General features: G+C 32.9%; 16 protein-coding genes. 3 read left to right on the top strand and 13 right to left on the bottom strand.

The window, feature by feature from the left end:
• Window positions 1–16: 16 nt before the first annotated feature.
• The 12 genes from QW060_RS11090 to htpG form a co-directional block, all read right to left on the bottom strand.
• A complete protein-coding gene (locus tag QW060_RS11090) occupies window positions 17–1,333 on the bottom strand; it encodes a serine hydrolase domain-containing protein (protein ID WP_290363633.1) in 1,317 nt (438 codons plus the stop codon).
• A gap of 129 nt (window positions 1,334–1,462) precedes the next feature.
• Entirely contained in the window at window positions 1,463–2,005 is a 543-nt protein-coding gene (locus QW060_RS11085; protein ID WP_290363632.1) for a pyridoxamine 5'-phosphate oxidase family protein, read from the bottom strand.
• 93 nt (window positions 2,006–2,098) lie between these two features.
• Window positions 2,099–2,443 (bottom strand): SdpI family protein, encoded by a 345-nt coding sequence (locus QW060_RS11080; RefSeq protein ID WP_290363631.1) that lies wholly within the window; start codon window positions 2,441–2,443, stop codon window positions 2,099–2,101.
• A gap of 3 nt (window positions 2,444–2,446) precedes the next feature.
• On the bottom strand, window positions 2,447–2,872 hold the full coding sequence (locus QW060_RS11075; RefSeq protein ID WP_290363630.1) for a DUF3784 domain-containing protein: 426 nt from the start codon (window positions 2,870–2,872) through the stop codon (window positions 2,447–2,449).
• Window positions 2,869–3,360: a hypothetical protein gene (locus tag QW060_RS11070; RefSeq protein ID WP_290363629.1), complete on the bottom strand. Its 492-nt coding sequence runs from the start codon at window positions 3,358–3,360 to the stop codon at window positions 2,869–2,871. Before QW060_RS11070 ends, QW060_RS11075 begins: the two co-directional genes overlap by 4 nt.
• A 130-nt stretch (window positions 3,361–3,490) precedes the next feature.
• On the bottom strand, window positions 3,491–4,420 hold the full coding sequence (locus QW060_RS11065) for an alpha/beta hydrolase (protein ID WP_290363628.1): 930 nt from the start codon (window positions 4,418–4,420) through the stop codon (window positions 3,491–3,493).
• Between the two features lie 3 nt (window positions 4,421–4,423).
• The gene (locus QW060_RS11060) at window positions 4,424–4,996 is read right to left on the bottom strand and encodes a YIP1 family protein (RefSeq protein ID WP_290363627.1); all 573 of its coding nucleotides are present in this window, start codon (window positions 4,994–4,996) and stop codon (window positions 4,424–4,426) included.
• Window positions 4,997–5,001: 5 nt separating this feature from the next.
• Entirely contained in the window at window positions 5,002–5,271 is a 270-nt protein-coding gene (locus QW060_RS11055) for a DUF2089 family protein (RefSeq protein WP_290363626.1), read from the bottom strand.
• A gap of 51 nt (window positions 5,272–5,322) precedes the next feature.
• Complete coding sequence (locus tag QW060_RS11050; RefSeq protein ID WP_290363625.1) at window positions 5,323–7,905, bottom strand: toxin-antitoxin system YwqK family antitoxin; 2,583 nt, start codon at window positions 7,903–7,905, stop codon at window positions 5,323–5,325.
• A 42-nt stretch (window positions 7,906–7,947) separates the two neighbouring features.
• Window positions 7,948–8,271, bottom strand: coding sequence for a DUF2805 domain-containing protein (locus tag QW060_RS11045; protein WP_317623174.1), 324 nt, complete (start codon window positions 8,269–8,271; stop codon window positions 7,948–7,950).
• A gap of 56 nt (window positions 8,272–8,327) precedes the next feature.
• Window positions 8,328–9,281, bottom strand: a complete 954-nt coding sequence (locus tag QW060_RS11040) for an EamA family transporter (RefSeq protein ID WP_290364744.1) — start codon at window positions 9,279–9,281, stop codon at window positions 8,328–8,330.
• A gap of 109 nt (window positions 9,282–9,390) precedes the next feature.
• Window positions 9,391–11,274 (bottom strand): molecular chaperone HtpG, encoded by a 1,884-nt coding sequence (htpG, locus tag QW060_RS11035; RefSeq protein ID WP_290363624.1) that lies wholly within the window; start codon window positions 11,272–11,274, stop codon window positions 9,391–9,393.
• A gap of 165 nt (window positions 11,275–11,439) precedes the next feature.
• On the opposite strand from htpG, the gene QW060_RS11030 reads away from it, so the two are divergent.
• Window positions 11,440–11,877: a lipocalin family protein gene (locus QW060_RS11030; RefSeq protein ID WP_290363623.1), complete on the top strand. Its 438-nt coding sequence runs from the start codon at window positions 11,440–11,442 to the stop codon at window positions 11,875–11,877.
• Window positions 11,878–11,919: 42 nt separating this feature from the next.
• On the top strand, window positions 11,920–12,618 hold the full coding sequence (locus QW060_RS11025; RefSeq protein ID WP_290363622.1) for an OmpA family protein: 699 nt from the start codon (window positions 11,920–11,922) through the stop codon (window positions 12,616–12,618).
• A gap of 47 nt (window positions 12,619–12,665) precedes the next feature.
• Here the strand turns inward: QW060_RS11025 and QW060_RS11020 are convergent, their stop codons facing one another.
• Window positions 12,666–12,905 carry a hypothetical protein gene (locus QW060_RS11020; RefSeq protein ID WP_290363621.1) on the bottom strand — a complete coding sequence of 80 codons (240 nt, stop codon included), beginning with the start codon at window positions 12,903–12,905 and terminating at the stop codon, window positions 12,666–12,668.
• Window positions 12,906–12,996: 91 nt separating this feature from the next.
• Between QW060_RS11020 and QW060_RS11015 the strand changes: the two genes are divergently transcribed.
• Window positions 12,997–14,562 (top strand): NAD(P)/FAD-dependent oxidoreductase, encoded by a 1,566-nt coding sequence (locus QW060_RS11015; protein WP_290363620.1) that lies wholly within the window; start codon window positions 12,997–12,999, stop codon window positions 14,560–14,562.
• The last annotated feature ends 42 nt before the right edge of the window (window positions 14,563–14,604 follow it).

Here is a 14,604-nt window from a genome sequence, read left to right as displayed (position 1 = left end):
ATTGTAAATCCTTTTTTTATTGCTTTTTATATTGAAATGACATTCCGCTTTGCTTCATTGTCATTGTTCCTTCTTTTGCATTGAATATTATTTCCACTCCCGCCATATCGAATTTAAAATTAGTTTCGCTAACAGCATCCAATGGAAAAGCGGATTGACCGCTTGCCTGAGCCATTAATACGCCATTTTCTACAAATATGGTAACGTCTAAAGGCATTTGAATGCTCTTGTATAATCCTTCATATTGTTTTAAAATAGATGCATCTACTTTTACTGTTTTGAAATCCGGAATAGAGAAATCATGCCCGTAAGCTGCAGTGAGCAATATGATTGATATGTCATTAATGTTCATATTGACTCCGTTTGAGGTAACAGCAAATCCTATTTTGTCATTGGTTTCATATCCAAATACCGATGCAAATCCGTCAATCCCTCCAGTATGTCCATATAGTTTTTTTGTTCCGAATGGAAATTGAAATAATCCGTATCCGTAATCTCCCTGAATTGTTTTCATTTTATTCAGGCTTTCCTGTGAAAGTATTTTTCCATTGAATAAAGCGTCTGCAAATTTCAATATATCGGATGGAGTTGCTTCAATTCCGCCGGCTCCTAAAGGAATAGACGTATTGGTTTCAGTAGTTTTACTCCATTTGGTTGTATAAAGATAAGAATTAGCTTCATCTTTAGCGTTATCTATAAAATCTCCTAAATAAGTGTCTTTTAGTTTAAGAGGAGTAATAATTTTTTCCTGTAAAAGTTTTTTATAGGGCTTTTTATAAATCTTTTCAAGAATATAAGATAGTAAGACATAGTTGGAGTTGCTGTATTGAGCATCTGAACCCGGTTCAAAATCACTGCCTGCTTTTGTAATAAGAGCAACCATCTGCTCTTCATTTCGGAATTCTTTATGCCATTCAAGATATTCTTTATCATCAGTAAAATTATGAATTCCGCTGTGATGGTTGAGTAAATTGTCAATGGTAATCTTCTCTGCATTTTGTATTCCGGGAAAATAATTGCTAAGCGGATCGGTAAGCTTTAATTTGGATTCTTCTACTGCCTTAAGCACCATTGCTGCAGTATAAGTCTTAGAAATAGAGCCAATTCTGTACTTTGTCTGTGTAGTAGCTTTCTTTTGCGTTTCAATATCTAAAAAACCAGTCGCACGGGAGTATATTTCTTTTCCGTCTTTAATAATGCTGACACTTCCCATAAAACGGTCATTTTTTTCCAAAGCATCAAAGTATTGATTCAGTTTTTCCGTATTTATTTTCTGGGCTGTCAATAGTTGTACACAACTTAGAAAAAGCAGTAGATAAAAATTATTTTTCATGAAATTGATAATTATGCATTTATGGAGTTCATTTTATTACAAATATAAATCTTATGGAAATAAAACGGAAGAAAATAAAAAGCACTTTTATTTGAAAGTGCTTTGGTATGTTTTTATAAATGAGAAAAATTATTTTTCGCTTTTATCGCCATGTCCTACTTCATTTCTGTGCTCTAATACTTCTAAAGCTTCATTTACAAAATAAGCACTTCCGAAACCGTTTACGTACGCTCCTTTTACAGGCTGTAAAGCAATTAGGATAAAATCGCCCATATTAGAAATAACATCAACAACTTTTCCGTGAGTTTCTTTTAATTTACCCACAATAGTATTCCATGTTTCACTTCCGCTTTCGATCTGCTCAGCTTCTGCATCAATTGTCAATCTCTCACGTGCAAAAAGTTGTTTTGATGTCGTTTCATCTTCGATAAACATCATAGAAACTTTTTTTCTGTCACGCAGGTTTTTGGTATGGCGTGCCATGAAAGAAACAAGAATATAGAATTTACCGTCCACTTGTACAAAAGGAGCATAACTTGCATTTGGATTACCTTCTGCATCTACGGTTCCTAAAATAATGGATTTACTTCTCTCAACCAATTCTTTTACTTTTGGTGCAATAGGTTTTACCTCTTTTTGGTTGGATGCCGGTGTTGAGTGATTATGATTCATTATGATTTTTATTAGATTAATAAATGACTGCAAATTTAACTTATTGAAATTAAAAAACATAACATATACACGCCTTTATTTTTGTAAAAAGAATTAAGATTGTTGTTTCTTTATCTCTTTTTCAACTTTCCAAAACATACATCCTATTCCGGATAGTAAGACAATAAATTCAATAATCATTCTTACAGGTTCCGGAACAGAAAGGATAATATTGATCGTTGCAATCAATAAAAAGACAATACTCAATAAGAGCATAAACTTAGTACTATATTTTTGTGCAAAATCCCAGTTATTTTGATTTTTCATAGAGTTTGTAGTCCTGTATCCGTAAAGACTGTTGATTTTTTTGGGAGGGAAAAAGAGCATTGCAAGTCCGGCGAGAATAAAAGAAACTCCACAAAGGGAAAGAACTCCTATATAATTTTCAATATCTGTCATATTTTAAAAATGTAAATTACCATAATCTTCCTGTATAAATACCTGAAAAACTATAAAAAAAGCTATCGTCATCAGTATAATCAAAACCATTATCGACATTACTTTTTCAAATCGAGTAGGTATGTTTTTGTTGTACTTTTTACTGTATAAAAGTATAATGATAGCACCAATAATCGGAAATAAAGCTAAAGCCGAGATATATAATTTTTCATTTTTTATGAAATAAGCGAAAGTTCCGGTTATAAGTATGATAAGACCAATGGTCTTAAAACTTCGGTTTAAAAAAGGAATTAATTGCTCAATTTCAATGTTTCTGCGTTTTTCGTCTGACATGGTATTGTAACCAGATAGTAAACTATCAGCATTTTTTGTAGTTAAAATAGTGCCGAGTACCACAAAAATAATAGCCAGGATAACAACCGCTGTCATGAGGTTTTATGGAGCTGTTGAAGTATTTTTTCTATTTGCTCAGGTTTTTGGCTACCAATAACAATTCTTCTGCCATTATACAATTCCAATGATAAACCATAGCGGCCTTTGGTATTGTATACTGTACCGTATCTCGTGCCAATACGTACTCCGTAACCTCCTACAAAGCCATAATTGATCACTTCCGCTTTTTCAATTTCATCCCAGTAAAAAGTCTTTCTGATCATGGGACGGTAACGCATCACTATTTTTTCAGAATCAATTGTTGTTTCTAATTGGAGTCGACATACAAATACAAACAATGAAATAAGAAATAGTGTAGAAAATATTAAAAAAACGTCAGGAGCCGGTCGGGTACCAACTGGTTGCCCAAACAGTATCTGTCGAACGAAAATATAAAGCTCAAACCCTAAGGTGAGAATTAAGATAGCCCACACCCACCATTGCGTAAATTTTTGTTTTTCGTAGAAGAGTATATTATTGTTCATATTTATAATCTATTTTTTGAATTAAATCTTGTAATGATCTTTTATAGCAGCAGTGTAAGGCTTTTTTGAAATTTTCTCAATGTAATAAGTAACACGGAATGAAATTTTAAGTCCTGAAAATAGGAGAGTGCTATAATTTATGTTTTCGTAGAAAAGTTACAATACCTTTTACCAGATCCGGATGCAGAGGCATGTTTATATCGTTGTAGGATTTCATGTTGTCAGCATCTTTTATGATGTTTTTAAACACATGATTCATATCGGCAATCAGTAGTAATTCAGATGATGGTAAGGCTTTATGAAGTAACTCTGCTTCGGTTGTTGATACCTGAAGGTCTTTTGTCCCATTAATGATTAATACTGGTATCTTTAATTTTTTGATTTCATCTGTGGGCGTATACTGCATCCATTCTATCAGAAAAGGTTGATTTTGAGGAGAAAAAAGAGAAGCCAGCAACGGATTTACTTTTTCTACTTTATTACCAGCCTTTAATTCTTTCAGTATGTTATTGATGTCGTCACTTAAAAAAGGCGCCTGTTTTATAAGCTGCTCTTTTAAAACAGCATCTATAGAATTGCCTGCTCCGGCAAGTGAAATAAAAGCACTTCCAGTTGTTTTTCCTGCAACCATACCTACTAAAGAGCCTTCACTATGACCAGCGATAATCACGTTTTTGTAATGGAGTGTGTTCTTTAAATAGTTTATGACTATTTGTGCATCTGTAATCATATGGTTAAAGTCAGGATTCTCTTCAAAAGGAATTTTTTGATTGATCATTGCGACTACACGTTTGTCATAAGAAAATATACTGTAATCATCAGCGGCAAGACCTTCTGCTAAAAATTTAAGGGCATTGTTTTGAGTAAGACTACTGTTGCCATTTCTGTCTGTAGGTCCCGATCCGGCAATTAATAAAATAACTGTTTCCGTATTTTTTGTTTGATAAAGATCACCCGTCAACCCTTCATTAATATTAATTTCCCGGATTGTATACGATTTTTCCTGTGCAATTACTGCTTGTGCACAAATAAAGATAAAAAGAAATAGAATTTTTTTCATAGTTTAAATAGAATTAATGATCATAGAAACAATAAGATCTATTACCACAAGCGTGGCGAAGAATAATACATAATGCCATATTTTTTTGGAATGGGTAGCTGTTTTAAATCCGATAAAAAGCAGGTAGATATAATAGATAAAAAATAACAATCCAACAAGCGTAACCATAATAAAAAGGAAGGAAGGCGTATGGTTCAATATAGTACCTTGTCTAAGTGCATCCATTACCTTTTCTGTTTCATTGGTGAGATAACCATTTATATTTTGGAATAAAGAAATATAGTAGGGAATAAAGGCAATGAATACAGTATTGAGAATATCGATAAAGCGTGTTTTCTTATTGATGATTTTTCCGATACCGAAAAAAGCAAGTGATAAACATATGGTGATGACGCTATGATTCAATAAAATTTTTGGAAGATCGATGGTACTCAAAGGATTGATTCTTAAAATCTGCAGCTCCATTTTCATTGAAAAAGCAATAAAAATACCTATAATATAAGCAATGAGCCCAAGTGTCAATAGTTTCTTATCTTCAATTTTGGCAAAAGGATTTAATAACACATTTTTCTTCATAAGAATTAAGGATTTTGAAGTTGTTTTATATGAGAGATCATATCATCGAGTTGATTTCGAACTGTTGGGTAACTAACCCCTACTTGCGCAGCCATTTCTTTAAGACTACCACTATTCAAAAAAAATTGCAGAATGAATTCCTGTTCTTTTGGAGTGAGTTTTAGAAAAACGGGTAACGGATAGTTACCGTTTACCCTTGTATTACAAGTCTCACAGGTCAACTGAGAGACTTGTAATAAGTTTTCACAACTGGGACATTGTGTAGGTAATTTCATATTTTCTTTAATAAAGTTTATTTTGAGTTTAATTTTATTAAAGCAAATATATTAAAAATTCAATATTAATTCTGTATTAGTTGATTTTTTTAATAGTAATGGTTCATAAGAATCGATATACTTATACACTAAAGGATAAATAGTATATATTCTCGGTACTACTTTGGCATAATTTCTTCTTTGATCTGATAGGGCAATATTATATTCTTTTTTATTGAATAGAATTTGATTTTGAGAATAGTTTTCAACCATTACATGATCTTTATTAAAGGTATGGGTACTAAGGATAAAAGTAGAAGTACCGTATTCATTAGGAACCCATAAAGATGTTTTTATAATTCCTTTTTTAGGAACTCCATATTCAAATCTGTGTTCTTGTTCTAATACTCCAAAAGAATTGTATTGTAAAAGCTTACCATGAAATAGTTGACCATAAGAGGTAAATGAGTAATATGGTTGTCCGTTTGGATGGTAGATTTCATATTTTTGAACAGGACCATTTTCAGGTATTTTTTTTAAAAGTGTTATACCTTTGCTGTTGGTAATTTCTACAAGTTTTATATTTCCGTTTTTGTATACTTCTTTTACATTCAGATTATTTTCGGTATATTCGATTGTACCATTATATACCATACCTTCTTTAAAATCAATCATTGATTTTACATCCCCATTTTTGTCATACATAGTTGCATTTCCGGAAAATACATCATTGACTACCGGAATGCTTAAGAAGAGCTGGTTGTTTTTGTACAGCTCTCTAAACTCAAGGATACCTTTGTGGTAAAAGTTTCTGTAAACCAATTCATTTGTGAATTTCGAATAAAATAATTCTTCTCCTTCTTTTAGATAGTCTTCATAATTATTATAGATATAGTAATTTGGATCTTGGTTGTGAAAAATTTTACCATTTTTTATTTTACCATTTTCGAGTTCCGCTTCTGCAACTATTTCATTGTTAAAATAAAATGCAGCTTTAGAATTTAATTTCATCTCAATTTTTGGACGGAGTGCTTTACTGTATGGAGAATGCTCATATTCATGATATTCTAAAAGCATCTTATTCAACCATTTTACCTTTATATGGATATCAGTATTTTCGGGAAAGTATTTTATATACGTTCCGTTTCGTTTCAAAGCATCGTATTTTCCTATTTGATTCCCATTTTCATCATAATAAATACCGGCTAAGAGATTTTGTCCTGAAAAAGTTTCGAATGATTGAATAGCACTATTCGGAAAATATTGTCTTTTTCGTACCAGTTGTCCCTCTTTGTATAAAAATTCATTTAGCAGTACGCGTTCATCATTTATAAAGGAAAACTCATACCTTTTTTCTAATTTTCCGTTTTTGTAGGTTTCTTCCGTTTTTATATACTGTTTATTTTCATCCAGTATATAGATTGTACCATTGGCAATTTTTTTATCAAATGTGGTTTTTTCAGATATTGTTTTATGTTCTTCAAAAATGTTACCCTGCTGATCATAATAAGTGTATTTATAAGTAGCATTGTCATACGTACAAAATAATTTTTTGTCACTGTAAAATTCATCAATCCTGATTATTTTTTTATTGTTATACGTTATTTCTTCAAAGCGATCTACAACAGTTCCATCAATAGGATACCCTTCTTTGTCGAAAGTTACAGAAGAAAAAAGGGTGTTGTTTTTATAATAGGCAATGGTATCTAAAACCTCATCTGACAAATGCATTATGAAAAGTATTTCATTGTCTTCATAATAAGTAATATGAGTTAATTTACCCTTTTTATAAGTATAAGCTGTTTTTAATTTTTCATTATCAGATTCTGAGAAATTACACTGGGTGCCATCGAAGTAAGTAGGGAGATTGTCTTCATCTAATTTATAAGTGACTTTACTGATTTCTTCTGATTTTAGATTGTAATAAATATTGGTATATAATTTATTTTCTAAAAGAGTTTGTACTTTTATTTTGCCGTTATTGTAAAAAGTCTTTTGTTCCATTAAAACGGCATCCTTGTATAAAGAGGTTATATTGATTCCTTTAAATTCATTACTCAGATCATTAAAATATCCATTGTAATGGATTCCATTTTTGTATTCACCTGAATTTATTAATTTGTCCTGGATAAAATACTTTTGAGAAATAATAATATTGTCTTTGAATTCAAGGACTATTTTTTCTGAATCATTGATTTGTATTACCTGTTTTATATATTTTCCACCTTCAGCATGACCTGTTTTCAGATAATTATTCTGTTCAAAAATATAAGTTCCCTCATATAGCAGATCATCTCTGAATTCCGAAACAAATGACTCACCACTTGGGGTATAGCTGACCATTTCACCATTGTATTTATTATTGGTGATATTCCCTGCATTAAGTAGAATACCTTTTTCACTGTAGCTATAAAGTTTATCAGTATACACTAAATGTTGATAATCATTATTAAATGTAGTCCCTTTCAATACAGCAATGTGATCTTTAGTATACTTCCCAATTTTGTAGAGATTTTTATTTTGTATTTTTTCGAATGTAAAATAGTGGGTTGCCTTTTCTTTGACAGAAATTTCATGATTGTTGATCCAGATAGTGTCATTTTGGCTTTTAACAGTAGAAAAAGTAAATAAGGCAAGCAGGTATAAGTGTTTCATAAGTAAAAAAAATCTCCTGTAAATTACAGAAGATTCGGTAGATTAATCAAATTTATTTTTTATATAGTATTTAGAGTCCAGTTCATCGAAATCGTCATCCATCACTTTAGGTTTTGGCTTTTTTGCCCCAATTTTCTTTTTCCACATTTCATACTCATCAGCAGGAAATTTGCTTTTTATTAATTCGGTTATTTCTTTTTCAGCATATCCGAACTCATTCTTAATTGCAAGTAAAGGTTTTTTTTCCTCACGTGCCATAGCTACAATTCTTTCAATTGTTTCGTAGTCTAATTCTGAAATTTTTTTCTTTTTCATTTTAGAAGAAAACTTAATATTATAATCTTTTGTTTGAGTTTTATGATTCAATATTAATAAAAAAAAATAAATAATAGCATATTCTAAGGAAAAAAACTTTTAAATAATTAAAGGTTTGATTTTCTGCTGAGTAAATTATAATTCATTAAAACGATGGCTGAAAGAATAATTAAGATACCCGACCACTGAATCCAGCTTACCTGTTCATTCAGTAAAAAGAAAGCAAAGGTTACTGAAACGGGTAATTCTAAAGAGGAAATAATACTCCCCAAACCAACACCGGTAAGTGGAAAGCCTTTGTTCAGCAATATAGGAGGGATAACTGTTCCGAATAAAGATAAGATGATACCCCAGGTAATAAAAATATTAAAATTAAAATCCCTGATAACAGTAGTATCCGATACCATTTCTTTCATGAAGTTAAAATTGTTGGGTCCAATCTGTGTTATAAACGAAAAAAGGATTACCACTATAGCTCCTCCAAATAGCATGAATAAACTGCGTCTGATTGCTTTGAGATGTGTTGCCACACTATTGGTAGTGAGTAAGGTCATACTGAAAGAAATAGCAGCCAGAAAACCAAAAATCAATCCCCGAATATCCAACTCAAAAGAACTGTTAAACGTATTTGTTGCGATTAGTGTTCCGGTGAGAATAAGTATTACTGAAATAATTTTTTGAATAGAAGGTGCTTTTTTGGTTTGTATAACTTCAAAAACAACACCGATCCATACGGATTGCATAAGTAAAACAACCGCTATCGAAGCATTGATATAGCGAACACATAAATAGTAAAGAACGCTTGTAAAACCCATTGAGGTACCTGACAGGATAAGTTTAGTGATGTCTTTTTTAGATGCTTTTTGATGCTGTATTTTTTCTTTTGAAGGTATAAGGTTTAAGAGTATTAAAAACAGTATTCCGAAAGCGAATTGTGAAGAAGTAACTTCAGCTGTGGTATAACCTTCTTTATAAGCAAGTTTTACAATTGTCGCAAGCATTCCAAAACTGGAAGCTCCAAGTGCTACAAAAAGTACTCCTTTAGCAAGATTTTTATGCATGGTATTTTTAAATTTTTTGCAAAGATAAGTCAACAATACATGCGAACCTATTCTATAAAAGAAATGCTCCCTTCGTAAAGAGAGCATTTTTATTCCTATAAAACTAAAATTATTTTAAGGTGTTGAAATTTCTTTTAACAAAGGCAGTCAACTCTTCTCCTTTTAATAATCCCTGAGATAACTTAGCCAGATCAAGTGCCTGCTTAATCAAACCTTGTTGTGAATCTTTATCACTCATATTAAGAATTGAAGAAGCGAGTTCGCTGTTCGTATTTACCACGAGATTATACATTTCAGGAAAATTACCCATACCAAACATACCTCCGCCTGTAGACTGCATCTCTTTCATACGGCGCATAAATTCAGGTTGAGTTATCATAAATGGAGCGCTGTTGCTGTCTAAAGCCTCTGTTTGAATAGTAAAAGTAGTTGCTGGAATTACTGTTTCTAAAACTTCTTTCAGTTTAGTCTGCTCTTCATCTGTTAATTTAGATATTTTAGTGTCTTCTTTTCTTATCAGATTGTCTACATGATCAGCATCTACCCTTACGAAAGTAAGAGATTCATTATCCATTTCCAGCTTTTGGATAAGATGTGAAACAATAGGTGAGTCTAATAATAAGACTTCATAACCCTTTGCTTTCGCCTCTTCAATATAGCTGTGTTGCGTCTCTTTATTTGAGGCATAAATAACCACTAATTTACCATCCTTATCGGTCTGTTTATCTTTTATCGCTTCTTTTAATTCAGTAAGCGTGTAGTATTTTTCATCAGTAGTCGGATACAGAACAAAATCTGCCGACTTCTCATAGAATTTAGCTTCCGACAACATTCCATACTCAATTACTACTTTAATATCGTTCCATTTTTGTTCAAAATCTTCACGATTTTCATTAAAAAGACTTTTTAGTTTATCCGCTACTTTTCTTGTAATATAGTTAGAAATCTTTTTTACATTTCCGTCAGCCTGCAAATACGATCGCGATACATTCAGCGGAATATCCGGTGAATCGATTACTCCTCTCAGCATTGTAAGGAATTCCGGAACAATACCTTCTACGTTATCCGTTACGAATACCTGATTCTGATAAAGCTGGATTTTATCTTTTTGAATATTCAAATCACCCGAAAGTTTTGGGAAATATAATATACCTGTAAGATTAAAAGGATAGTCAACATTCAGATGGATGTGAAATAAAGGTTCTTCAAATTGCATAGGATACAATTCGTTATAGAACTTTTTATAATCAGCGTCGGAGAGTTCTGAAGGTTGTTTGGTCCATGCCGGAGTAGGATTGTTGATGATATTATCTACCTCAGTATATTCCGTTTTATAATCTTCAGGAGCATTTTCAGGTTGAGGTAACGCTTCTTGTCTGGTTCCGAATTTAATCGGAATTGGCATAAATTTATTATACTTGCGCAATAACTCACTGATTTTATTTTCTTCTAAAAATTCTGTCGAATCTTCAGCAATATGTAAGATAATTTCAGTTCCTCTTTCTGTTTTAGAACTTTCAGTCATCGTAAATTCAGGAGATCCGTCACATACCCAGTGCGCTGCGGGTGTATCTTTATAGGACTTTGTAATTATTTCTACCTTGTCTGCTACCATAAAAGCAGAATAAAATCCTAATCCGAAATGACCTATAATTCCAGTGTCTTTTGCAGAATCTTTATATTTTTCCAGAAACTCTTCTGCACCTGAAAAAGCAACCTGATTTATATATTTCTCTACTTCCTCTGCACTCATACCAATACCCTGATCAATGATATGAAGTGTTTTATTCTCTTTATCAATCTTTACTTCAATGATAGGATTGCCGTATTCCACTTTAGCTTCACCTATTGAAGTAAGATGTTTTAATTTTGAAGTAGCATCGGTAGCATTTGAAATTAATTCTCTCAAAAAGATTTCATGATCACTGTATAAAAACTTTTTTATCAGTGGAAAAATGTTTTCTACTGTTACATTAATTTTACCTGTACTCATATTTTATATATGTTTTTTTATTAATTTTATGTGGATATATGTTCAAAAAAAATACCATTGTCCAATAGAGTGACAAAAAGTCACCTGTAAATACACAAATCATAAACAGTGTGATAAAAAAGGTACAATATTTGTTATATTTGTTAATAATAAAAAAAGAGAACTATGAAAAAAGTATTAGGTTTAAGTTTATTGGCGTTGACCATGTTGGCATGTAAACCAACAAAAGATGTCAAAGCACAAAGTGGGTTAAAAGGAGAATGGACACTTACAAAAGTTTCTTATCCATCAGGCTATAAAGTAACTTCATTCTATATTGCAGATGCTAAATGCTTTGAGGGTAGTCAGTGGAAATTTGTTTCCAACAACAATACCGGAACAGTAAATCTGAATGGTGGCGGTAATTGTCCTGCATACAGTGATAAAATTGTGTGGACAATCGGTAAAGATCAATCCTTTAACCTTAAATTTATCGGAAACGAAAAAGCTAAAAAAGTAGTAGAAGGATTTAGATTAGAAATTGCGAATCAAACCGAAACTTCATTTCAGCTGATAGATAATTCTACCGGTACTCAGGTTGTATATCAATTTAGCGCTAACTAATTAGAAAGCTTAAAATAAAAACAAAATAAATAAAAAGTAATTATGAGAAAATTAAATGTATACTTATTATCCGGAGCTCTGTTGACCGGAGCTTTATTTACAAGTTGTAACTCTGTAAAAAATGCCAATAACAAACAGAAAGGTGCTGCTGCAGGAGCTGCAGCTGGTGCTGTTTTAGGAGGTGTTTTGGGAAATAATGTAGGAAGTAAAAATAATAGTGCACTTGGAGCCGTTTTAGGTGGAGTAGTCGGTGGGGCTGCGGGAGCTATTATCGGAAACAGAATGGATAAACAGGCTCAGGAAATTGAGCAGACTTTACCAGGTGCTCAGGTTGAGAGAGTTGGAGAAGGAATTAAAGTTACCTTAGGTGAAAATACTGTAAACTTTGAATTTGATAAATCTGATTTAACTTCTAAGGCAAAATCTAATTTAGATAAATTGGTAAAAGTGTTGAAAGATCACCCTGATACAAAAATTTCTATCTACGGATATACAGACAGTGTAGGTAAAGATGAGTATAATGTAAAATTATCCAGAAACAGAGCCAATGCGGTTAAAGCATATATAGTTAGCAAAGGTATCGGAACTAAACGTATGACTACTGAAGGTATGGGTAAAGCAGATCCGGTAGCTTCAAATGATACGGATGCAGGAAGAGCTAAAAACCGTAGAGTAGAATTTGGTATTACTGCAAATGAAGATATGATTAATTCAGCTCAAAAAGAAGCAAACAGATATTAATCACTATCATGTTCATACATCAAGAGCGGCTCTATCAGCCGCTCTTTTTATTTTTCATATACTTCTCCGCGGTGAGGTCGTAACCGATCTCTCACGGCAATCATTTGAGATTCATTTACTACAAGATAAGCTGTTGCATAAAATTCATCAATAATATCGTAACCCGTAATATCAACAGAGAGTTTTTCCATTTGTATAAATTCCTTTAAATGTATTTCATGGTGTTTGGCAGTAGGTAAAGCAGCCGGACCCCTAAAATCCCATATCAGTTTTATCAATCGTTCCATATATTTCGTTTGTATTAGACAGGTTCAAATTTAAACATATATTTTTTTAATGTAATTTTGCAACCAGAATCTTTATTTGCTTTATAAAAAAATGCCACAGGAATTACAATTACAGGTATTGCCGGAAGTAGCGGCTTCTATGGATCTGTTAACAGAAAATATCGCTAAAATGGTAAAAACTTCTGTTGTGGATATCAAAAAGATAACCGTACTGAAACGCTCCATTGATGCCCGACAAAAACAGGTGAAAATCAATTTGAAAGTAAAAATATTTTTTAGTGATGAAGAACTCATTGTCGAAAAAATAGATTTTCCTGATTATAAGAATGTAACAAATGCGGAAACTGTCATTGTTGTCGGAGCAGGTCCTGCCGGCTACTTTGCAGCACTGCAACTCATAGAATTAGGTGTAAAGCCTGTTGTGGTTGATAGAGGTAAAGATGTAAGGGGCAGGCGACGTGATTTAAAATCCATAAACCGAGATCACATTGTAAATCCTGATTCTAACTATTGTTTCGGAGAAGGTGGTGCCGGAACATATTCTGATGGTAAACTTTATACACGCTCTAAAAAGAGAGGAGATGTACACCGGATTCTGGAACTTTTGGTTGCTTTTGGAGCTCCACAAGATATTCTGGTAGATGCACATCCGCATATAGGTACTAATAAGTTACCCAAAATTATGCAGGATATGCGCGAAAAAATTATTGAATACGGAGGTGAGGTTCATTTTGAAACCCGTGTTGATGATTTTTTAATTACAAACAATGAGATAAAGGGAGTGAAGATACAGGATGGAACTATCATCAGTGCCAGAAAAGTGATTTTAGCGACCGGTCATTCTGCAAGAGATATTTTTGAGTTATTGCATAAAAAGGACATTTTTATTGAAGCAAAACCTTTTGCATTAGGGGTACGGGCAGAGCATCCTCAGTCTTTAATAGATACAATTCAATATTCTTGTGATTACCGAGGAGAATTTCTACCTCCGGCGCCTTATTCTATCGTGAAGCAGGTTAATGGTCGTGGAATGTATTCATTCTGTATGTGTCCGGGAGGAGTAATTGCTCCCTGTGCTACAGCACCCGGAGAAGTAGTTACCAATGGCTGGTCTCCATCAAAGCGGGACCAGCCAACAGCCAACTCCGGTATTGTGGTGGAATTAAGACTCGAAGATTTTAAACCTTTTGAGAAATTTGGCCCTTTGGCAGGAATGGAGTTTCAGAAAACTATAGAGCAGAAAGCCTGGCATCTGGCAGGTGAAACTCAAAAAGTACCCGCACAGCGTATGGTAGATTTTTGTAATAGAAAAGTATCTGCTGATATTCCTAAAACATCATATGTGCCGGGAACAACTTCAGTAGAATTAGGAGAAGTTTTTCCGGATTTTCTGACTCAGATCATGCGACAGGGATTTCTTGATTTCGGAAAATCAATGCGCGGATATTACACCAACGAAGCTATTCTGCATGCACCTGAAAGCCGTACATCATCACCGGTAAGAATTCCAAGAGAAAATGATTCGTTAGAGCACGTACAGATTAAAGGACTGTATCCGTGTGGAGAAGGAGCCGGATATGCAGGAGGAATTATTTCAGCTGCTATTGATGGGGAAAAATGCGCCATCAAATGTGTTGAAAGTTTAATACATCAATAAAGTAAGAGATTTTATAGTAAAATAAAACCTTTAAAAATCAAA

It is taken from the genome of Paenimyroides ceti (assembly GCF_030409925.1).
Note: the sequence above shows the minus strand (reverse complement) of the source record. Positions and strands in the feature narration are given on the sequence as shown.

Bases quoted from the DNA above. Each gene is read 5' to 3' on its own strand.
- QW060_RS11090 (WP_290363633.1), bottom strand. From the start codon at position 1,333: ATGAAAAATAATTTTTATCTACTGCTTTTTCTAAGTTGTGTACAACTA.
- QW060_RS11085 (WP_290363632.1), bottom strand. From the start codon at position 2,005: ATGAATCATAATCACTCAACACCGGCATCCAACCAAAAAGAGGTAAAA.
- QW060_RS11080 (WP_290363631.1), bottom strand. From the start codon at position 2,443: ATGACAGATATTGAAAATTATATAGGAGTTCTTTCCCTTTGTGGAGTT.
- QW060_RS11075 (WP_290363630.1), bottom strand. From the start codon at position 2,872: ATGACAGCGGTTGTTATCCTGGCTATTATTTTTGTGGTACTCGGCACT.
- QW060_RS11070 (WP_290363629.1), bottom strand. From the start codon at position 3,360: ATGAACAATAATATACTCTTCTACGAAAAACAAAAATTTACGCAATGG.
- QW060_RS11065 (WP_290363628.1), bottom strand. From the start codon at position 4,420: ATGAAAAAAATTCTATTTCTTTTTATCTTTATTTGTGCACAAGCAGTA.
- QW060_RS11060 (WP_290363627.1), bottom strand. From the start codon at position 4,996: ATGAAGAAAAATGTGTTATTAAATCCTTTTGCCAAAATTGAAGATAAG.
- QW060_RS11055 (WP_290363626.1), bottom strand. From the start codon at position 5,271: ATGAAATTACCTACACAATGTCCCAGTTGTGAAAACTTATTACAAGTC.
- QW060_RS11050 (WP_290363625.1), bottom strand. From the start codon at position 7,905: ATGAAACACTTATACCTGCTTGCCTTATTTACTTTTTCTACTGTTAAA.
- QW060_RS11040 (WP_290364744.1), bottom strand. From the start codon at position 9,281: ATGCATAAAAATCTTGCTAAAGGAGTACTTTTTGTAGCACTTGGAGCT.
- htpG (WP_290363624.1), bottom strand. From the start codon at position 11,274: ATGAGTACAGGTAAAATTAATGTAACAGTAGAAAACATTTTTCCACTG.
- QW060_RS11030 (WP_290363623.1), top strand. From the start codon at position 11,440: ATGAAAAAAGTATTAGGTTTAAGTTTATTGGCGTTGACCATGTTGGCA.
- QW060_RS11025 (WP_290363622.1), top strand. From the start codon at position 11,920: ATGAGAAAATTAAATGTATACTTATTATCCGGAGCTCTGTTGACCGGA.
- QW060_RS11020 (WP_290363621.1), bottom strand. From the start codon at position 12,905: ATGGAACGATTGATAAAACTGATATGGGATTTTAGGGGTCCGGCTGCT.
- QW060_RS11015 (WP_290363620.1), top strand. From the start codon at position 12,997: ATGCCACAGGAATTACAATTACAGGTATTGCCGGAAGTAGCGGCTTCT.